The 20,111-nt window shown below is 66.9% G+C and carries 18 protein-coding genes; 5 read left to right on the top strand and 13 right to left on the bottom strand.

Going from position 1 to position 20,111, the window contains the following annotated elements:
• Nucleotide 1 precedes the first annotated feature (1 nt).
• The 7 genes from CAG41_RS00395 to CAG41_RS00425 all read right to left on the bottom strand — a co-directional run bounded on the left by CAG41_RS00395 (nt 2) and on the right by CAG41_RS00425 (nt 8,859).
• Complete coding sequence (locus tag CAG41_RS00395) at nt 2-805, bottom strand: ABC transporter ATP-binding protein (protein WP_085579354.1); 804 nt, start codon at nt 803-805, stop codon at nt 2-4.
• The gene (locus CAG41_RS00400) at nt 802-1,950 is read right to left on the bottom strand and encodes an ABC transporter permease (protein WP_085630377.1); all 1,149 of its coding nucleotides are present in this window, start codon (nt 1,948-1,950) and stop codon (nt 802-804) included. The genes CAG41_RS00395 and CAG41_RS00400 overlap by 4 nt, the downstream gene beginning before the upstream one ends.
• Nucleotides 1,951-2,004: 54 nt before the next feature.
• Entirely contained in the window at nt 2,005-3,033 is a 1,029-nt protein-coding gene (locus CAG41_RS00405; RefSeq protein WP_085579350.1) for a DUF5924 family protein, read from the bottom strand.
• 191 nt (nt 3,034-3,224) lie between these two features.
• Nucleotides 3,225-4,613 carry a pitrilysin family protein gene (locus CAG41_RS00410; protein ID WP_085706593.1) on the bottom strand — a complete coding sequence of 463 codons (1,389 nt, stop codon included), beginning with the start codon at nt 4,611-4,613 and terminating at the stop codon, nt 3,225-3,227.
• Between the two features lie 145 nt (nt 4,614-4,758).
• Nucleotides 4,759-6,417, bottom strand: coding sequence for a Na/Pi cotransporter family protein (locus CAG41_RS00415; RefSeq protein WP_085579346.1), 1,659 nt, complete (start codon nt 6,415-6,417; stop codon nt 4,759-4,761).
• 290 nt (nt 6,418-6,707) lie between these two features.
• Nucleotides 6,708-7,475 (bottom strand): TerC family protein, encoded by a 768-nt coding sequence (locus CAG41_RS00420; RefSeq protein ID WP_085706594.1) that lies wholly within the window; start codon nt 7,473-7,475, stop codon nt 6,708-6,710.
• A 76-nt stretch (nt 7,476-7,551) separates the two neighbouring features.
• Nucleotides 7,552-8,859: a CitMHS family transporter gene (locus CAG41_RS00425; protein WP_085579342.1), complete on the bottom strand. Its 1,308-nt coding sequence runs from the start codon at nt 8,857-8,859 to the stop codon at nt 7,552-7,554.
• Between the two features lie 322 nt (nt 8,860-9,181).
• Between CAG41_RS00425 and CAG41_RS00430 the strand changes: the two genes are divergently transcribed.
• The gene (locus CAG41_RS00430; RefSeq protein ID WP_085706595.1) at nt 9,182-9,583 is read left to right on the top strand and encodes a GFA family protein; all 402 of its coding nucleotides are present in this window, start codon (nt 9,182-9,184) and stop codon (nt 9,581-9,583) included.
• On the opposite strand, the gene CAG41_RS00435 is transcribed toward CAG41_RS00430, so the two are convergent.
• Nucleotides 9,584-9,910 (bottom strand): DOPA 4,5-dioxygenase family protein, encoded by a 327-nt coding sequence (locus CAG41_RS00435; protein ID WP_085706596.1) that lies wholly within the window; start codon nt 9,908-9,910, stop codon nt 9,584-9,586. It abuts the gene before it with no gap.
• Nucleotides 9,911-9,942: 32 nt separating this feature from the next.
• Nucleotides 9,943-10,893 (bottom strand): LysR family transcriptional regulator, encoded by a 951-nt coding sequence (locus CAG41_RS00440; RefSeq protein WP_085579335.1) that lies wholly within the window; start codon nt 10,891-10,893, stop codon nt 9,943-9,945.
• A gap of 114 nt (nt 10,894-11,007) precedes the next feature.
• Between CAG41_RS00440 and betC the strand changes: the two genes are divergently transcribed.
• From betC to CAG41_RS00455, 3 genes are all read left to right on the top strand, one after another.
• A complete protein-coding gene (gene betC, locus CAG41_RS00445) occupies nt 11,008-12,522 on the top strand; it encodes a choline-sulfatase (RefSeq protein WP_085630369.1) in 1,515 nt (504 codons plus the stop codon).
• A gap of 16 nt (nt 12,523-12,538) precedes the next feature.
• Nucleotides 12,539-13,459, top strand: a complete 921-nt coding sequence (choX, locus tag CAG41_RS00450; RefSeq protein ID WP_085579330.1) for a choline ABC transporter substrate-binding protein — start codon at nt 12,539-12,541, stop codon at nt 13,457-13,459.
• Between the two features lie 147 nt (nt 13,460-13,606).
• Complete coding sequence (locus CAG41_RS00455; protein WP_085655943.1) at nt 13,607-15,175, top strand: SulP family inorganic anion transporter; 1,569 nt, start codon at nt 13,607-13,609, stop codon at nt 15,173-15,175.
• Nucleotides 15,176-15,280: 105 nt separating this feature from the next.
• Here the strand turns inward: CAG41_RS00455 and aroE are convergent, their stop codons facing one another.
• Nucleotides 15,281-16,102: a shikimate dehydrogenase gene (aroE, locus tag CAG41_RS00460; protein WP_085579326.1), complete on the bottom strand. Its 822-nt coding sequence runs from the start codon at nt 16,100-16,102 to the stop codon at nt 15,281-15,283.
• Between the two features lie 9 nt (nt 16,103-16,111).
• Nucleotides 16,112-17,026, bottom strand: a complete 915-nt coding sequence (hemF, locus tag CAG41_RS00465; protein ID WP_085579323.1) for an oxygen-dependent coproporphyrinogen oxidase — start codon at nt 17,024-17,026, stop codon at nt 16,112-16,114.
• Nucleotides 17,027-17,190: 164 nt separating this feature from the next.
• Here hemF and CAG41_RS00470 point away from each other — a divergent pair, with 164 nt between their 5' ends.
• A complete protein-coding gene (locus CAG41_RS00470) occupies nt 17,191-18,168 on the top strand; it encodes an NADPH:quinone reductase (RefSeq protein ID WP_085579321.1) in 978 nt (325 codons plus the stop codon).
• Between the two features lie 168 nt (nt 18,169-18,336).
• Here the strand turns inward: CAG41_RS00470 and CAG41_RS00475 are convergent, their stop codons facing one another.
• Both CAG41_RS00475 and dprA read right to left on the bottom strand, forming a co-directional pair.
• Complete coding sequence (locus CAG41_RS00475; RefSeq protein ID WP_085579318.1) at nt 18,337-18,894, bottom strand: L-threonylcarbamoyladenylate synthase; 558 nt, start codon at nt 18,892-18,894, stop codon at nt 18,337-18,339.
• A 69-nt stretch (nt 18,895-18,963) separates the two neighbouring features.
• On the bottom strand, nt 18,964-20,064 hold the full coding sequence (dprA, locus tag CAG41_RS00480) for a DNA-processing protein DprA (protein ID WP_085579316.1): 1,101 nt from the start codon (nt 20,062-20,064) through the stop codon (nt 18,964-18,966).
• Nucleotides 20,065-20,111: the final 47 nt, after the last annotated feature.

Raw genomic sequence — 20,111 nt, forward strand, 5'->3', positions numbered from 1 at the left:
GTCAGACCTCGTTGAGCTGTGAAGCGGCGCCGAGCGCCGAGCGGCCCCGGGGGCCGTGGAAGTATTCGTGGATCCACGCGTCGTCGGTTTCCGAGACCTGGTCGATCGGCCCGGCCACCAGCACCTTCTTCTGCGCCAGCACCGCCACGCGGTCGGTGATGGTGTAGAGCGTGTCCAGGTCGTGGGTCACCAGAAACACGCTCAGGCCCAGGGCGTCGCGCAGGGTCAGGATCAGTTGGTCGAACGCGGCGGCGCCGATCGGGTCGAGCCCGGCGGTGGGCTCGTCGAGGAACAGGATGTCCGGATCCAGCGCCAGCGCCCGGGCCAGCGCCGCGCGCTTGATCATGCCGCCGGACAGGGATGCGGGGTACTTGTCCGCCGCCGACAGCGGCAGCCCGGCCAGCGCCAGCTTCACCGCCGCCAGGTGTTCGGCGTCGTCGCGGCTCAGGCCCGCGTGCTCGATCAGGGGCAGGGCGACGTTCTCGGTCACGGTCAGCGAGGAGAACAGCGCGCCCTTCTGGAACAGCACGCCGAAACGCCGCTCGATCAGCGAGCGCTCGTGCTCCGGCAGGCTCGGCAGGTTCTGGCCGAACACCGTGACGTTGCCTTCGCTGGGCCGGCGCAGGCCGACGATGCTGCGCAGCAGCACCGACTTGCCGCTGCCGGAGCCGCCGACCACGGCCAGGATCTCGCCCTTGTACAGGTCCAGGTCCAGGTTCTCATGCACGCTCTGGCGGCCGAAACGGTTGCACAGGCCACGGACTTCGATGACCGCCTCGGCGGGCGCGCGGGGTGGACGGCTCACCAGCTCATCTCCATGAAGAACAGGGCGGCCACCGCGTCGAGCACGATGACCACGAAAATCGACTGCACCACGCTGGAGGTGGTGTGGGCGCCGACCGATTCGGCGCTGCCGCTGACCTTGAAGCCTTCGAGGCAGCCGATCGCCGCGATGATGAACGCGAAGACCGGCGCCTTCACCAGCCCCACCAGGAAGTGCTGTACGCCGATGTCGGTCTGCAGCAGCGACAGGAACATCGCCGGGGAAATCCCCAGCGACACCGCGCAGACCACACCGCCGCCGACGATGCCGCAGAGCATCGCCAGGAACGTCAGCATCGGCAGGGCCACCAGCAGCGCCAGCACCCGGGGCACCACCAGCAGTTCCATCGGGTCGAGCCCGAGGGTGCGGATCGCGTCGATCTCTTCGTTGGCCTTCATCGAACCGATCTGCGCGGTGAAGGCACTGGCAGTGCGGCCGGCCATCAGGATCGCGGTCAGCAACACGCCGAATTCGCGCAGGAAAGAGAACGCCACCAGATCCACGGTGAAGATGCTCGCGCCGAAACCGGCCAGCACCGTCGCCCCGAGGAACGCCACCACGGCGCCTACCAGGAAGGTCAGCAGGGCGACGATGGGCGCGGCGTCGAGGCCGGTCTGCTCGATATGCGCCACCACCGGGGTGATCCGCCAGCGCTTGGGCCTAAGCAGGCTGCGGGCGATGGTTTCCAGGATCAGGCCGATGAAGCCCAGCAGTTGCAGGGTGTCTTGCCAGACCGTGTCCACCGCGCGGCCGATGCGGGTCAGCAGTTGCACGCTGACGCTGATTTCCGGTTCCTTGACCGGCACGCAGAAGTCGGTCAGCGAGCGGTACACCGTCTGCAGCAACGCACGGTCGGCGTTGGAGAGGGTGCAGTCGGGGTGTTCGGCGGACTGGCCCAGGCGTTCGGAACCGAGCAGTTCCACCAGCAACGAGGCGCCGGCGGTGTCGAGGGCACCGAGGCCGTTGAGGTCGATGGGGGTGTCGGCGCCGTACTGGCCGCGCAGCGTTTGGCACAGGTGCTTGAGCCCGGCGTAGTGGGCCAGCGTCCAGTCGCCCGTGACCCGCAGGCGGGCAGGGGTGAGCGTGGTGTCCAGCCGGGCGTTGCCGGCCATCGGGCTGCTGGTCATAGGCTCCGTGCGTGTGCGGCTGTTACGGGAACCTACGTAATAGCACGAACCCGATTACTTTTCTTTGGCCGGTGTGCTGTCCGGGACGGTGAAACGCAGCACGCCGATCACCTGGCCGTCCTCGGTCAACACCCGCACCTGCCATTTGCCCGCCGGGTCGGCCGGGAAGTTCTGCTTGTGCGTCCACGCCCGGTAGCCTTCCTTGCGCCCGCCGTGGATGTCGAGGGCGATGCGGTCGACCTCTTTGCCGTTGAACTGCCACACGTGATAGATCCGCTCGTCCAGCCCCCGCGGCGCGCTGATCGCGGTGTAGGCGTAGAGCCCGCCGTTGCGGATCTGCTCGACGCTGACCTCTTCGAGGCTGTCGCCGGGGGTGCGGTCCTGCAGTTGGGTGCTGATCGCCACGTCCGTCATCCACAGCGTGGCCGGCGGCACCCACGAACGCAGCACCCAGCCGACGGCGCCGATGCCCAGGGTGATGCTGAGGATGGCCAGCGCGTTGCGCACGGTGCGGATCGGGAAGATCGACGCCAGGCTGGGGAACGACAGCGCCACGGCGATGCCCAGCGCCCATTTGAAGCTCTGCGAGGTGGTCAGGTGCAGGATCACCGGCAGCGCGGTGAGGAGGGCGGCGAACAGGGTCAGGGTGTGCAGCGCCAGAAACGCCCAGCGCCGCCGCGCCAGCCATTTGTAGTAGAGCGGGTCGGTGATCGAAATGAACGCGGCGATGCTCAGCAGGCCGGTGAACACCAGTTGGCCGCTGTTCCAGGTCGTGGTGATGAAAAAGAACGGCAGGACGAAGAACAGGCTTTCCTGGTGGATCATCTGCGTGGCGTAGCGCAGCAGCGGTTCGGGGATCTCGCGCTTGAAGATCCGGGTGAACAGCTGGGTGAGGCTGTTTTCCAGCATCAGCCAGATCCAGCTCAGCAGCATGATCGTGGCGATCCAGCTGGCCAGCCCTTGCTGGCGGTCCACCAGGATGAAGCTGCCGGCCCCCGAGATGAAACCGCCGAGCGCAATGACCCCGGGATAGCGCTTCATCAGTTCGAGGATGCGCTGGATCAGCTGGGTCAGTTTGAGCATGGGGGCAGTTCGCGGCGGTCGAGGAAAAACTGCGACAGAGTACCGCCCGCCGGGCGCCGTGGCGAGGCTGCCGATCAGTAAAATCAGCGGACAGGCCCCTGTGGGAGCCGGCCTGCCGGCGATGGCTTCGTGTCAGCCCCATCACCGTTGCATGACACACCGCGATCGCCAGCAGGCTGGCTCCTACAGGATCAGCGGTTGTCAGGCTTGCGGTGGCGCAGGCGCCAGCCCAGCACGATCAGCAGCAGGGTGCCCAGGCCGCCGCCCAGCAGCCACAGCACCTGGTCGTCGCCGAGCAGCGGCTTCTCGATCCGCAGGTAGCCCGGTTGCAGCAGCAGTTCGCGCATGGCCTTGTTCGCCGCCGCAAGCGTCACCCCTTGCAGCTCCCGGGCGGGGTCGGCGAAGCGCCCGTCCTCATAGTCGCCCAGGGCGCTCCAGTAATAGTCTGCCAGCGCGCTGTTGCCCTGCACGGCCCAGGCCTGGTGGGCGATGGCCGCCTGCTTGAGGCGGGCGAAGGTGTCGGGGTCCAGGCCGTCCCTGAGCAGGTCGGCCTTGAGCCCCTCCAGTTCGCGTTCGGCCTGGGTGATGTCGTCGCGGTCCACATCGGCGTTGAGGCTCATGAAGCCGACGCCGCCGAACACCTCGCGCTCGGCCCACGGCCCGTAGGACAGCGCGTGGTCCAGGCGCAAGCGGCGGTACAGCGCCCAGTCCAGGTAGTTCTTGAGCAGGTCGAAGGTTTCGTCGTACTGGTCGTCCAGCACCGGTTCGGGCACCAGCCAGTGCAGCTTGGCGCCGTTGCCGATGAAGCCGCGCATCAGCGTGCGCTCGTGGGCGGCGCTGCTGCTGATGTCCGGCAGCGTCCGGTGCTCGCTGGGGTCGACCGGCTCCAGCGCGCCCCAGGCCCGTTCCAGATAGGCCGGCAGCAGCCGGTCGAGCTCGCCGACCACGATCAGGGTCATGTTGTTGGGCGCGTACCAGGCCTTGCGCACCTTCTCCAGCTGCTCGCGGGTCAGGCCGTCGACCTCGGCCCGCTGCGGGCATTTGAGCCCCAGTTCCACCGCCAGTTGATTGCTCGCGCTGTGGCCCAGGTCCTGGCGGTCGAGCCAGCGCCGCAGGTGCGTGTAATGGCCGCCGTCCTCGCGCTCGACCACGCGCTTGGCCGCGATGATCGCGTTGTCGTCGATGCGCGTGCGGGTCAGCAGGTCCAGCAGCAGGTCGAGCACCTTGCGCTGGTTCTTCGCCGGCGCCTCGATGACGAACGTGGTGTCGGCGTTGCTGGTGAAGGCGTTCCATTCACCGCCCAGGGCCTGCATGCGCTCCTCGAGGCCGCCTTCACCGGTGGCGTCGGTGCCGCTGAACAGCAGGTGTTCGAGCAGGTGCGGCAGTTCCTTTTCGTCGCAGCCGAAATCGTCGATGCCGACCCCGACCACCAGCCGGATCGCCACATGCCCGCGCTCGGTGCCGGGCTTGAGCAGCACCTGCAGGCCGTTGGGCAGGGCGTAGCCTTCGACCTGGAAGCGATCCAGGGCCAGGGCGGGCAGGGAACCGAGCAGCAGGCAGGCGAACAGCAGGCGACGCATAACGAGTTTCCGTACGGCTGAAAGGGGGATCCGGGGTGCCTGAAAGGCCCTCACCGCCAGCAGGCTGGCTCCCGCAGGGGGATGGGGTACCAATGAGGGCCTGAAGGCCGGATCACTGTAACTGACTGGCCACGGTTGCAGACGTTCAAGGCGAATGCGTGATGTCCGTCATGTCGTCCGCCGCCAGCGCGCCGGTGTCCGACGTCTCCAGTACCACATAGGCGCTGCCGCAGAACAGTGAATTGAGCCGTTTCATGTCCGCGATCAGTTCCAGGTGCAGCGAGCTGGTTTCGATGCTCTGCACGATCTTGCGCTGCAGGCGGCTGACGTGGGCGTGGGCCAGGCGCCGCTCCTGGGCGCGGAACCGGCGCTTTTCCCGCAGCAGCTGGCGCGCGCTTTCCTTGTCGCCGCTGAGGAACACCGACAGCCCCAGCCGCAGGTTGGCGATCAGCTGAGCCTGCAGCCCGGCCAGTTCCTCCAGCCCGTCCTCGGAGAACGAACGGCGTTGGGACGTCTTTTGCTGCTGCACCTTGCGCAGCATGCGTTCGATCAGGTCGGCGGCCAGCTTGAGGTTGATCGCCAGTTCGATGATTTCCGCCCAGCGCCGGCTGTCCTGTTCGCCCAGGTCTTCCCGGGGCATCTGCGCCAGGTACAGCTTGATCGCGCTGTACAGCGCCTCGACGTCATCGGTCAGCCGGCGCACTTCCTGGGTCACGGCGGTCTGCTTGCCGCGCAGCGCATCGAGGGCGGCGTCGAGCATGTTGTCGATCAGGTCGCCCATGCGCAGGGTTTCCCGGGCGGCGTTGGCCAGGGCCAGGCTCGGCGTGGTCAGCGCCGTCGGATCGAGGTGGCGGGGCCGGGCGGTGCCGTTGGCCTGTTCGCGCTCCGGCAGCAGCCAGGCGCACAGCCGCGCCATCGGCCCGACGCTGGGCAACAGCACCAGGCAGCGCACGGTGTTGTAGAGCAGGTGGAAGCCGATGACCATTTCCTGGGCGCTGAAATCCAGGCTGTCCAGCCAGTGCACCAACGGGTCGAGCACCGGAATGATCAGCAGCAGCCCGATCAGCTTGTACAGCAGGCTGCCCAGCGCCACCTGCCGGCCGGCGGCGTTCTGCATGCTGGCGCTCATGAACGCCAGCACGCCGCTGCCGATGTTGGCGCCGATCACCAAGCCGATCGCCACCGGCAGGCTGATCACGTTGGCGCCGGCCAGGGTCGCGGTCAGCAGCACGGCGGCGAGGCTGGAATAGGAAACCATCGCGAACAACGCACCGACCAGGGCGTCGAGCAGGATGTCGCCGGTCAGCGAGGCGAAGATCACCTTCACCCCTTGGGCATGGGTGATCGGCGTGGCCGCCTCGACGATCAGCTGCAGCGCCAGAATGATCAGCCCCAGGCCGATGGCGACCCGGCCCATCTGGCCCAGCCGCGTCTGCTTGCGCGACAGGAAGAAGATCACCCCGATGAAGATCAGCAGCGGCGACAGCCACGACAGGTCGAAGGTCAGCACCCGTGCCATCAGCGCCGTACCGACGTCGGCGCCGAGCATGGTGGCCAGGGCCGGGGTCAGCGCCATCAGGCCCTGGCCGACGAAGGAGGTGACGAGCATGGCGGTGGCGTTGCTGCTCTGCACCATCGCGGTCACGACGATGCCGGCGATGAAGGCCAGCCAGCGCTTGGACATGTTCTGGCCGATGACGTGGCGCAGGTTGGAGCCGTAGACCCGCAGGATCCCGGTGCGGACGATGTGCGTGCCCCAGATCAGCAGGGCCACGGCGGAAAGCAGATTGAGCAGGGTGAGCATTGCAGGCCCCCTGTGATGACGGCGCCCCAGAGGGGCAAGTGGACGGTGCCGCGCGTTTTCTACGAGTTGTATTTAAGCTGTAGTCGGCTAACGGTCTGGGCGCCAGCATCGCACAGCCCAAGCGTCGATTGAAACAAAAGCGTCATGAAACCCAAACCGAGCCCACCGCAAAAAACGATGGGAGCGAGCCTGCTCGCGATGGGGCCGTCACGTTCGACCGTTGGGTCGACTGACAAACCGCCATCGCGGGCAAACCCGCTCCCACAGGGTATTGCGCGTGACCTGACGGGTTACTGGCCCGGCACGTCCTTGCGCAGCTTCACCGGATCCTGCTGCTGTTTCTTCCTCGCGATCGCGCCGCGCATCTTGATGTTGATCGCTTCGACGGCCAGCGAGAACGCCATGGCGAAGTAGACGTAACCCTTAGGCACATGCACGTCGAACGCTTCGGCGATCAGCACGGTGCCGACCACCAGCAGGAACGACAGCGCGAGCATCTTCAGCGACGGGTGCTTGTCGATGAACTCGCTGATCTTGCCCGAGGCCAGCATCATCACCAGCACGGCCACGACGATCGCAGCGACCATGACCGGCACGTGGGAGACCATGCCCACGGCGGTGATGACCGAGTCCAGGGAGAACACGATGTCGATGATCGCGATCTGGATGATCGTGTAGAAGAAATTGCCGCCCTTGCCCGAAGGCGCGTCGTCGCCTTCGTCTTCGCCCTCCAGCGCGTGGTACATCTCCTGGGAGCTTTTCCACAAAAGGAACAGGCCGCCGAAGAACAGGATCAGGTCGCGGCCGGAAATGCCCTGGCCGAACACCACGAACAGGTCGGCGGTCAGGCGCATGACCCAGGTGATCGACAGCAGCAACAGGATCCGGGTGATCATGGCCAGGCCCAGGCCGAAGATCCGGGTGCGGGCCTGCATGTGCTTGGGCATGCGGCTGACCAGGATCGAAATCATGATGATGTTGTCGATCCCCAGGACGATCTCCAGGGCGGTCAGAGTGAAGAAGGCAACCCAGATCTCAGGGTTGGTCAGCCATTCCATGTGTATTCCTTTGAGCGAGTGTTAAACCACGACGCCAGCATGGAGCTGGCGGCGTGGAAGTTTGGTGCCGTTGCAGTTACAGAGTGCTGAACAGCGGAAAAGTCCCCAACAGCAACGCGGCCGCCAGTATGCACAGGCAGACCAGCACTGCCCACTTGAGCGTGAAGCGCTGGTGGTCGCCGAACTCGATCCCGGCCAGGGCCACCAGCAGGTAGGTGGACGGCACCAGCGGGCTGAGCAGGTGGACGGGCTGGCCGACGATCGAGGCACGGGCCATTTCCACCGCAGTGATGCCGTAATGGCTGGCCGCTTCGGACAGCACCGGCAGCACGCCGTAGTAGAACGCGTCGTTCGACATGAAGAACGTGAACGGCATGCTCACCAGCGCCGTGATCACCGCCAGGTAAGGGCCCAGGAAATCCGGGATCACCGCCAGCAGGCTCTTGGACATGGCGTCGACCATGCCGGTGCCCGACAGGATACCGGTGAAGATGCCCGCCGCGAAGATCAGGCTGACCACTGACAGCACGCTGCCGGCGTGGGCCGCGACACGGTCCTTCTGCTGCTGCAGGCAAGGGTAGTTGACGATCATCGCGATGCTGAACGCCACCATGAACAGCACCGGCAGCGGCAGCAGGCCGGCGATCAGGGTGCACATCAGGGCCAGGGTCAGCAGGCCGTTGAACCAGATCAGCTTCGGACGGCGGGCGTCCGGGAACTGCGAGACGCTGATTTCGCTGTGGTCGATCTCGTCGCCGACCAGGTGCAGCTCGCCCAAGCGCGCGCGCTCACGCTTGCCGTAGAAGTAGGCGATGACCAGGATCGCCACCACGCCGGCGGCCATGGCCGGGATCATCGGCACGAAGATGTCCGACGGATCCACGTGCAGCGCACTGGCGGCACGGGCGGTCGGGCCGCCCCACGGGGTCATGTTCATCACGCCGCCGGCGAGGATGATCAGGCCGGCCATGATCCGCGGGCTCATGCCGATGCGGCTGTACAGCGGCAGCATGGCGGCCACGCAGATCATGTAGGTGGTCGCGCCGTCGCCGTCCAGGGACACGACGAGCGCCAGGACGGCGGTGCCGACCGACACCTTCAGCGGGTCGCCCTTGACCAGCTTGAGGATCTTGCGCACGGCCGGGTCGAACAGGCCGGAGTCGATCATCAGGGCGAAATACAGGATGGCGAACATCAGCATCACGCCGGTCGGCGCAAGCTTGGTGATGCCTTCGAGCATCATCGGGCCGATCTTCGGCGCAAAGCCGCCGAACAGCGCGAACAGGATCGGGATGATGATCAGGGCGATCAGCGCGGACAGGCGCTTGGTCATGATCAGGAACATGAACGTGATGACCATGGCGAAGCCAAGGAAAGTCAGCATGGGAATACTCCAGGCGTAGCGCGGCTAGGGAATGGGCGGACCTTGGGGGATCAGCGCAGAACGGGAAGCACGGAACGTACGGGCGGAGTGACAGCGAGGAGGCGGGTTGCAGAGGACATCAGAATCACCATTGTTGTTGTTAATTGGGCCGGGCGGGCGAGGTTGCGCACGCATTGGCCAGCCGGTCTGGTGCCGGCAGTGGGGGCGATCCTAATCGGGGAAGCTTTCAGCCAGCTTTCGCCGGCGAAAGCTTTGGGCGAACGGCCAACCGGCCGTCGGAAGCGGCTAGAGTCAACGGATCCGGGCACGGGAGGGAAAGGCCATGAACGAACTGCACCACGGCGGATGCCACTGCGGACACATCCGCTATCAGATCAGCGGGCCCCTGCATGACATCGCCCACTGCCATTGCTCGATCTGCCGGCGGGTCAGCGGCGGCATCGTCACCACCTGGCTGACGGCGCCGGCGGCGGATTTCCGCTGGCTGGCCGGCACGCCGTCGCGCTACGAGTCGTCGGACACCTGCACGCGGTTCTTCTGCCCGCAGTGCGGGGCGCAGCTGGCGCTGGCGACGCGGCTGAGCCCCGAGAGCATCGACGTCACCGTCGCCACCCTCGACCACCCGGAACAGGCGCCGGCCGACCGGCACATCTGGACCGACAGCCGGCTGCCGTGGCTGCACCTGGACGAGCACCTGCCGCAAGAGCCGGAAGAAACCCTCTGATCAAAAAATGGACAGGTTCAGCGGCCGCACCGCACCCATCCAGATCGCGTGCTCGGTGTGGTCGAGCAGGTCGTCGCCGGTGTCCGGGTGCAGGAACACCACCAGCCCCTTGCGGTTGAGCGCCAGCCAAGGCAGCACATCACAAAGCAGCTCGGGGCCGAACGCCAGTTGGCAGCTCCAGTCCGGGTGCGGGCCGACCGGGCGCTCGTGCATCCGGCCCATTTTCAGGGGAAACCGTAGCGCGGCCTGCTCGCACAGGGCCCGGGCCTGCTCGATCGTGCCGGCATCGTAGTAGATGTGGGCGTGATAACCCTTGATCTGTTGCATCTGCAATCCTCTGCATCGAAATTGAAAGCCGCTCACACCGCCACCGACGGCAACGCCAACCCGTTCAACGACTGGGCGCTGCCGGCCTGCTCGGCCATCAGCCAGTCGACGAACCGTTGGATCAATGCCCCACGTCGTTTGCGCGGCGGCAGCACCACGTAATAGCCGAGCCGCGACAGGGTGGTCTCGGCGATGGGCCGGCACAGCAAGCCCTGGCTCAGCAAGTTATCCACAAGGTGGCGCCAGCCGATGGCCACGCCCTGGCCGCCGATGGCCGCCTGGATCAGCAGCGTGTAGTTGTCGAAACGCAATTGCCCCGGCGCCGGCGGGGTGGTGAGGCCGAGCTCGCGGAACAGTCCGCTCCAGTCGAACCAGCGGCTGCTGTTCTCGCCCCGCAGGTGCAGCAGCGGAAACTCCAGCAACGCCTGGGGCGAAAGGGGAAGGGCGCGGTCCTTGAGCAGTTGCGGGCTACACACCGGGAACACTTCTTCGCTGAACAGCCAGTGGCTTTCGCCCTGCTTGAAGCGCCCGTCGCCGAACAGCACCGCCACGTCGATGTCGGTGCGCAGCATGTTGTGGCTGCGCTCGCTGGTGACCAGGCTCACGTCCACCTGCGGATTGGCCGCGTGGAAGCGGTGCAGGCGCGGCATCAGCCAGTAGGCGGCGAAGGCGAAATCGGTGGCGACCTGCAACACCTCATGCTGCTGTTGTGCGCTGATCGCGCTCAATCCTGCGTCGATGTTCTGCAAACCGAGGGCAACCTGTTCGAACAGCAACGCACCGACCTCGGTCAGGCCGATGCCTCGGTAGATCCGGTCGAACAACCGCGCGCCGAGCTGCTCCTCCAGCCGCTTGATCTGCTGGCTGACGGCCGGCTGCGTGGTGCCCAGCTCCACCGCCGCAGCGGTGAAACTGCGGTGACGGGCCGCCGCCTCGAAGGCGCGCAACAGGTCCAGCGAAAGGTCGCCAAGGGCTTCATACATAAGCAGTGCTTATCCTAGTCATTGTTCGGCACGGGCTTTACCGAACGGGGCATGGAATCCATGCTCAATCGCAGCAATGTCGCATAACTCTCCACTATGGAATGCCGCGATCACATGAAGCGCAAGAACATTCTTTTCATCATGGCCGATCAGATGGCCGCGCCCATGCTGCCGTTCTACGGCCCGTCGCCCGTCAAGCTGCCGAACCTCAGCCGTCTCGCCGAGCAGGGCGTGGTGTTCGACGCCGCCTACTGCAACAGCCCGCTGTGCGCGCCGTCGCGCTTCACCCTGGTCAGCGGCCAATTGCCCAGCAAGATCGGCGCCTACGACAACGCCGCCGATTTCCCCGCCGACGTCCCGACCTACGCCCATTACCTGCGCCGCCTCGGCTACCGCACCGCGCTGTCGGGCAAGATGCACTTCTGCGGCCCGGACCAACTGCACGGCTACGAAGAACGCCTGACCAGCGACATCTACCCCGCCGACTACGGCTGGGCGGTGAACTGGGACGAGCCAGACGTGCGCCCCAGCTGGTACCACAACATGTCCTCGGTGCTGCAGGCCGGGCCGTGCGTGCGCACCAACCAGCTCGATTTCGACGAAGAAGTGGTGTTCAAGGCCCGCCAGTACCTGTACGACCACGTCCGCGAGGACGGCGACCGGCCGTTCTGCCTGACCGTGTCGATGACCCACCCGCACGACCCGTACACGATTCCCAAGGCGTTCTGGGACTTGTACGACGATGCCGACATCCCGCTTCCGGTCACCCCGGAGCAACATTCGCTCGACCCGCATTCCCAGCGACTGCTCAAGGTCTACGACCTGTGGGACAAGCCGCTGCCTGTGGATAAGATCCGCGACGCGCGCCGGGCCTACTTCGGCGCGTGCAGCTACATCGACGACAACGTCGGCAAGCTCCTGCAGACCCTGGAGGAAACCGGGCTGGCCGACGACACCGTCATCGTGTTCTCCGGCGACCACGGCGACATGCTCGGCGAGCGCGGGCTCTGGTACAAGATGCACTGGTTCGAGATGGCCGCCCGGGTGCCGCTGCTGATCAGCGCCCCCGGCCAATTCGGCGCCCGCCGGGTCAGCGCCGCCGTGTCCACCGCCGACCTGCTGCCGACCTTCGTCGAATTGGCCGGCGGCAGCCTGGAACCGGGCCTGCCGCTGGACGGCCGGTCGCTGGTGCCGCACCTGCAAGGGCAGGGCGGGCACGACGAAGTGTTCGGCGAATACATGGCCGAAGGCACCGTGAGCCCGTTGATGATGATCCGGCGCGGCGCCTACAAATTTATCTACAGTGAAGACGACCCTTGCCTGCTGTTCGATGTGGACAATGATCCGCACGAGCTGGAAGAACTCAGCGCATCGCCGCAGCATCGCCAGCTGTTCGACGATTTTCTCGCCGAGGCGCGGGCCCGCTGGGACATCCCGGCGATCCACCGGGACGTGCTCGCCAGCCAGCGGCGGCGGCGCTTCGTCGCCGGGGCGCTGACCCTCGGCACGCTCAAGAGCTGGGATCACCAGCCGCTGGTGGACGCCAGCCAGCAGTACATGCGCAACCACATCGACCTCGATGACCTGGAGCGCAAGGCCCGTTATCCACAACCCTGCCAAAACCAATAACGCAAAGGGGAAGTCCATGGTCAAGTTATCCACAATCGTGACGGTCGGCCTGATCAGCCTGGGCAGCGCCCAGGCCTGGGCCGAGGCAAGCTGCGAAACCGTGAAGATGGCCGACCCCGGCTGGAGCGACATCGCCGCCACCAACGCCATCACCGGGTTCCTGCTGGACGGCATGGGCTACAAGCCCAAGGTCGACACCCTCGCGGTGCCGATCACCTTCGGCGGCCTGAAGGACGGCCAGGTCGACGTGTTCCTCGGCAACTGGATGCCGGCGCAGCAGGGGTTCTACGACAAGTTCGTGGCCACCGGCGACGTCACTCAACTGGCGAAGAACCTCGACGGCACCGAGTTCACCCTGGCCGTGCCCGACTACGTGTGGGACGCCGGCGTGCATGACTTCGCCGACCTGAACAAGTACGCCGACAAGTTCGACAAGAAGATCTACGGCATCGGCTCCGGCGCGCCGGCCAACATTTCCTTGCAGGAGATGATCAAGAAGGACGACTTCGGCATGGGCCAGTGGAAGCTGATCGAGTCCAGCGAACAGGCGATGCTCGCCGAAGTGTCGCGGGCGGTGAAGAAGCAGAAGTTCGTCACCTTCCTCGGCTGGACGCCGCACCCGATGAACGTGCAGCTGAAAATGCATTACCTCAAGGGCGGCGAGAAGTACTTCGGCGACACCGGCAGCGTGCACACCCTGACGCGCAAAGGTTACGCCGAAGCCTGCCCGAACGTGGGCCGGCTGCTGACCAACCTGTCGTTCACCCAGCAGATGGAGAACAGCATCATGGCCGAGGTGGTGAACAAGAAGATCAGCAACGCCGACGCGGCCAAGGCGTGGATCAAGGCCAACCCGGCGGTGCTGGAGAAATGGCTGGACGGGGTGAAGACCGTGGACGGCAAAGACGCACTGCCTGCGGTCAAGGCCCGGCTCTGAACGCTGTGGCGAGGGCGCTTGCTCCCGCCGGGCTGCGCACTCCAGCGGGAGCAAGCGCCCTCGTCACAAGCCACAAGCTAAAACTGCAAGCCACCCGTGAGGGTGTGTGCCTGATACCCTTGCGCAAAATCCCGTCCGAGAGGATCCATGGCCCTCCCCAGCCGCCGCTCACTGCTGCCCTTCCTGACCTGGCTACCCCGGCAAACCCGCGCCAGCATCGGACGCGACCTGATCGTCGGCCTCAGCGGCGCGATCCTCGCGCTGCCCCAGTCGGTCGCCTACGCCCTGATCGCCGGGCTACCGCCGGAGTACGGGCTGTATGCGGCGATCGTCCCGGTGCTGATCGCCTGCCTGTGGGGCTCCTCCTGGCACCTGATCTGCGGACCGACGGCGGCGATCTCGATCGTGCTGTACGCCAGCGTCAGCCCGTTGGCCGTCCCCGCCTCGCAGGACTACGTCACCCTGATCCTGCTGCTGACCTTCCTGGCCGGGATCTTCCAGTGGCTGCTCGGCCTGCTGCGCTTCGGCGCCCTGGTGAATTTCGTGTCGCACTCGGTGGTGCTCGGCTTCACCCTCGGCGCGGCGGTGGTGATCGCCGTCGGCCAGTTGCCGAACCTGCTGGGCCTGGACCTGCCCGCCAAGGCCACGGCGCTGGCGAGCCTGACGGATCTGCTGAGCCACCTGGGGGCTGTGGATAAGCCGTCGCTGGCCCTGGGCCTGGCCACCGTGGGGGTGGGCGCCATGCTCAAGCGCCTGCTGCCGCGCTGGCCGACGTTGTTGATCACCCTGGCGCTGGGCAGCCTGCTGGTGTGGCTGTGGCCGGCGATGTTCGGCCATGTGCGCCTGGTCAGCGCGTTCACCGGCAGCCTGCCGCCGTTCAGTGCGCTGCCGCTGGATCTGGACCTGATCCTGCGTCTGCTGCCCAGCGCGGTGGCGGTGGGCATGCTCGGGCTGGTCACCAGCCTGTCGATCGCCCGCTCCATCGCCGCCCGTTCGCAACAGTTGCTCGACGCCAACCAGGAAGTCCGCGCCCAGGGGCTGTCGAACATCGTCGGGGCGTTCTTTTCCGGTTCGCTGTCCGCCGGGTCGTTCACCCGCTCGGGGCTGAGCTACGAGGCCGGCGCCTGCTCGCCGCTGGCCGGGGTGTTTTCGGCGGTGTGGGTGGCGCTGTTCGCGCTGTTCGGCGCCGCGCTGATCGCGCACATTCCGATCCCGGCCATGGCCGGCAGCATCCTGCTGATCGCCTGGGGGCTGGTGGACCATCGCGGCATCCGCGCCCTGCTGCGGGTCAGCCGCGCCGAGTTCGCGGTGATGGCCCTGACCTGCGCCGCCACGCTGCTGCTGGAACTGCAGACGGCGATCTACGCCGGGGTGCTGGCGTCGCTGTTCTTCTACCTCAAGCGCACCTCGCAGCCGCGGGTGCAGCATTGGCGCGACGGCGAGGACGATGTGCTGCGGGTCGGCGGCTCGATTTTCTTCGGCGCCAGCCACTACCTGCAGGTGCGCCTGCAACGCCTGCACGGCGCCCGGGTGGTGATCGAGGCGCAGCAGATCAACTTCATCGATTACTCGGGGGTGGAGATGCTGCACCAGGAAGCCCGGCGCCTGCTGAGCCAGAACCGTTGCCTGACGTTGCGCCGGGCGCGGCCGCAGGTGGTGGAGGAGTTGCTCAAGCTGGAAGGGCCGCAGAAGTGCCCGATCCGCTTCGAGGATTGACCGCAGAGCCCACTGGGGGAGCGGACCTGCTCGCGATGGCGGTCTGTCTGTCACAGCGATGCTGGAGGTGACGCCTTCATCGCGGGCAGGCTCGCTCCCTCAGGGTCATTGCGCCAATTGGCGGCGCAGTTCGGCCAGCACCGGCGCGGTGTCGGGGCGCACCCCGCGCCACAGGAAAAACGCTTCCGCCGCCTGCTCGGCGAGCATCCCCAGCCCGTCCATGACCACCCCGGCGCCGTGTTCGCTGGCCCAGCGGCAGAACGCGGTGGGTTCCTTGCCGTACATCATGTCGTAGCACAGGGTCTTGCCCGGCTCGATCAGGCTCGGGGCGACCGGCGGCACGTCGCCGGTGAGGCTGGCCGAGGTGGCGTTGATGATCACGTCCACCGGCTCCTGCAGCCAGTCGAAACCGCTGGCCGACACCGGCCCAAGGTCGCAGAACAGTTCGGCCAGCAACTCGGCCTTGTCCACCGTGCGGTTGGCGATGATCACCGACGCCGGCCGCTCGGCCAGCAACGGCTCCAGCGCGCCGCGCACCGCGCCGCCGGCCCCCAGCAGCAGGATGCGTTTGCCGGTCAGGCTGAAACCGGCATTGACCGTCAGGTCGCGCACCAGCCCGGCGCCGTCGGTGTTGTCGCCCAGCAGGCTGCCGTCGGCCTGCCGGCTCAGGGTGTTCACCGCACCGGCCCGTTGCGCGCGGGCGGTCAGGCTGTCGGCCAGGCGATAGGCCTCTTCCTTGAACGGTACGGTGACGTTGGCGCCGCGTCCTTCCCGGAAGAACGCCGTGGCGCAGTCGCTGAAGCCGTCCAGCGGCGCCAGCAGGGTGCTGTAGTCAAGCTGCTGGCCGGTCTGCCCGGCGAACAGCGAGTGGATCATCGGCGATTTGCTGTGGCCGATCGGGTTGCCGAAAACGACGTAACGGTCCATCGACACTCCTCAGGCCTGAGCCAGCCAGTCGCGGTCTTGCAGGAAGTAGTCGGTCAGGCGCGCCTCTTCGCTGCCCGGCTCGGCTTTCCAGTCGTAGGCCCAGCGCACCTGTGGCGGCAGCGACATCAGGATCGATTCGGTGCGCCCGCCCGACTGCAGGCCGAACAGGGTGCCGCGGTCGTACACCAGGTTGAACTCGACGTAGCGCCCGCGGCGGAATTCCTGGAACTCACGCTGCTTGGCGGTGAACGCCTCGTGCTTGCGGCGCTGGACGATCGGCAGGTAGGCGTCGATGTAGGCATCGCCGATGGCGCGCATGAAGGCGAAGCTGGTGTCGAAGTCCCACTCGTTCAGGTCATCGAAGAACAGGCCGCCGATGCCGCGCGGCTCGTGGCGGTGCTTGATGTGGAAGTAGGTGTCGCACCAGGCCTTGTAGCGCGGGTAGACGTCCGGGCCGAACGGCGCGCAGGCCTGGGCGGCGATGCGGTGCCAGTGGACGCAGTCTTCTTCGTTGCCGTAGTACGGGGTCAGGTCGAAGCCGCCGCCGAACCACCAGACCGGTTCTTCGCCTTCCTTTTCGGCGATGAAGAAGCGCACGTTGGCGTGGGACGTCGGCACGTGCGGATTGTGCGGATGGATCACCAGCGACACGCCCAGGGCCTCGAAGCCGCGTCCGGCCAGCTCCGGCCGGTGGGCGCTGGCCGACGGCGGCAGGCCGCTGCCGAAGACGTGGGAAAAGTTGACGCCGCCCTTTTCGATCACCGTGCCGTTCTCGATCACCCGGGTGCGACCGCCGCCGCCGGCCGGACGGGACCAGGCGTCTTCGACGAAGCGCGTGCCGCCGTCTTCGGTCTCCAGCGCGGCGCAGATGCGGTCTTGCAGGTCGAGCAGATACGCCTTTACGGCGTCGGTGCGGGTCGTCATGGCATCACCTTGGATCGGGCAAAACTGCGCGCGGCCCCCGCAAACAAGGGGCGCCGCGCAAATGGGCGCACAGCATACCATCGCAGGCGAGCCTGCCGCAGTTGACGAAGATCAAGCTTGGGGGTTCGATAGCAGGCTTCCCGAATGTCTCAAGGAGCAGGCAGATGGCCAAGCGTATCCAGTTCCGCGCCCACGGCGGCCCCGACGTGCTCGAATACGTCGACTACTCGCCCGTCGAGCCCGGCCCGCAGCAGGTCCGCGTGAGCAACAAGGCCATCGGCCTGAACTTCATCGACACCTACTACCGCAGCGGTCTGTATTCGCCGCCGTCCCTGCCGTCTGGGCTCGGCGCCGAAGGCGCGGGCATCGTCGAGGCGGTGGGCAGCGCGGTGACCCGGTTCAAGGTCGGCGACCGCGTGGCCTACGGCAGCGGCCCGCTGGGGGCCTACAGTGACGTGCATGTGCTGCCCGAAGCCAACCTGGTGCACCTGCCGGACGCCATCGGTTTCGAGACCGCCGCCGGCGTGATGCTCAAGGGCCTGACCGTGCAGTACCTGCTGCGCCAGACCTACGAGCTCAAGGGCGGCGAAACCATTCTGTTCCACGCGGCGGCCGGCGGCGTCGGCCTGCTCGCCTGCCAGTGGGCCAAGGCCTTGGGCGTGAAGCTGATCGGCACCGTCAGCTCCAAGGAAAAGGCTGAACTGGCCAAGGCCAACGGTGCCTGGGCGACCATCGACTACAGCCACGAGAACGTCGCGCAACGGGTGCTGGAACTGACCGACGGGAAGAAGGTTCCGGTGGTGTACGACGGCGTCGGCAAGGACACCTGGCCGGCCTCGCTCGACAGCGTGGCCCCGCGCGGGCTGGTGGTGAGCTTCGGCAATGCGTCCGGCGCGGTGGAGGGGGTCAACCTGGGGATCCTCGCGGCCAAAGGTTCGCTGTACGTGACCCGCCCGACCCTGGCGACCTACGCCAACAACGCCGAGAACCTGCAGCGCATGGCCGACGAGCTGTTCGGGATGATCGCCGCCGGCAAGCTCAAGGTGGAGATCGGCCAACGCTATCCATTGGCGGACGCCGCCAAGGCGCAGACCGACCTGGCGGCGCGCCGCACCACCGGCTCGACCATCCTGTTGCCCTGAAGCCAGCCTGCTGGCGATGGCGGTGGGTCATTCACCACCGATGCCGGCAGTGCCGGCCTCATCGCTTGCAGGCAAGCTCCCACAGGGTTTTGGGGGGTGCAGGGATCCTGCTAATACCCGGGATCCTTTGTGGGAGCCAGCCTGCTGGCGATGGCGGTGCAGCCTGTCTCAGGCCGGGCGCACCACGTTGCCGGTCGCCAGGTCGCGGATCAGGCTCGGGTTCTTGCGCCCGCCGAGCATGCCGCCGAGCACCAGGTCGACCTGGCCGCGGAAATACTGCTCGACCCGCAGCCGGGTGCGCGCCGCCGGACGCCCCTGGGGGTTGGCCGACGTCGACACCAGCGGCCCCACCAGCGCGCACAGGTCACGCACCTGCGGATGATCGCTGACCCGCAGCGCCACGGTGTCATGCACGCCGGTGATCCACTCGGGCAGCAGGTTCTGGTGCGGCACCAGCCAGGTGTTGGGCCCGGGCCAGGTGGCGGCCATGCGGTCGATCCACTCCTGCGGGAAGTCTTCGAACAGGAAGTCGAACTGACGGATGTTGTCGGCGACCAGGATCAGCCCCTTGTCCGCCGACCGGTTCTTGATCGCCAGCAGCCGATCCACCGCCTCCTCGTTCCACGGGTCGCACCCCAGCCCCCAGACGGCTTCGGTTGGGTAGGCAATCACCGCCCCGGCGCGAATCTCTCGTGCGGCTTGCTGCACACGCCAACTGTTGACCATGAAACACTCTCCGCAAACAGGTTTCGCGCAGTTTACCGATCTTCCCCGTAAAACCCAGCCTCCCGAGCGTCAGCTCACCCGCGCCAGCCAGCGGCCGCTTTCGCACACGGCGCGGCCGTCCATCTCCAGCTCGGTCAGCGCCGCCAGCACTTTGGGCAGCGCCCAGCCGCAGCTTTCGGCCAGGGCTTCGCTGGTGTGCGGCGCGGCATGCAGCAGCCGCAGCAACGGGTGATCGGCCGGCGACGGGGCTGTGGACAACGGCACGCGCTGCCAGCCGCGCAGGGCTTCGAGGATGTGCTCGATGGTCTCCACCAGCGCCGCGCCGTCGCGGATCAGCTGATGGCAGCCCCGGGCGCCGGGATGATGGATCGAACCAGGTATCGCAAAGACCTCGCGCCCCTGTTCCGCCGCCAGCCGGGCGGTGATCAGCGAACCGCTGGCCACGCTGGCCTCGACCACCAGCACGCCGAGCGCCAGGCCGCTGATGATCCGGTTGCGCCGGGGAAAGTTGCTGGCGACGGGGCCGGTGTCCAGCGGAAACTCCGACACCACTGCGCTGCCGGAGGCGATCATCGCGTCGGCCAGCCGTCGGTTGCGCTGTGGATAAAAATTTTCCAGCCCCGTGCCCAAGACGCCGACGGTGCGCCCGCCGACGTCCACGGCGGCCTGGTGCGCCGCCGCGTCGATGCCCAACGCCAACCCGCTGGTGATGACGAACCCGGCCCCGGCCAGGCTGCGCGAGAACGCGGCGGCGCTGTCCATTCCAGGGCGCGACGCGCGGCGGCTGCCGACCATCGCCAGTTGCGGCCTCTCCAGGATCTGCGGGTCGCCGGCCACGAACAGCAGCGGCGGCGGATCGGCAATCTGCGCCAGCAGCGCCGGGTAATCGGGCTGGCCCCACATCAGCACATGCCGGTCCGGCCGCTCTAGCCAGCGCAATGCGTGGCTGGCGCCATCGCGCACCTGCGGACAACGCCGGGCCTCGGCGCAGGTCGCCGGCAACCCCAGCGCCCGCCAGGCGCTGGCCGGGGCGCTGATGGCCTTGGACGCCGAGCCGAAGGCTTCGAGCAATTTGGCGAAACGTTTGGGACCGATGTCCGGCATACGGTGGAGGCGCAGACGCGCCTCCAGTTCCGCCGGGGAAACCGGCGTACAGGCAGACAGTTGCATGGATCATCCTTGACCGTCGGGCGTCCCGAACCATTCGGGACAAGCTG

Origin of the sequence: Pseudomonas sp. B35(2017) (assembly GCF_002113645.1) — a bacterium.
Classification (GTDB): domain Bacteria; phylum Pseudomonadota; class Gammaproteobacteria; order Pseudomonadales; family Pseudomonadaceae; genus Aquipseudomonas; species Aquipseudomonas ekonensis.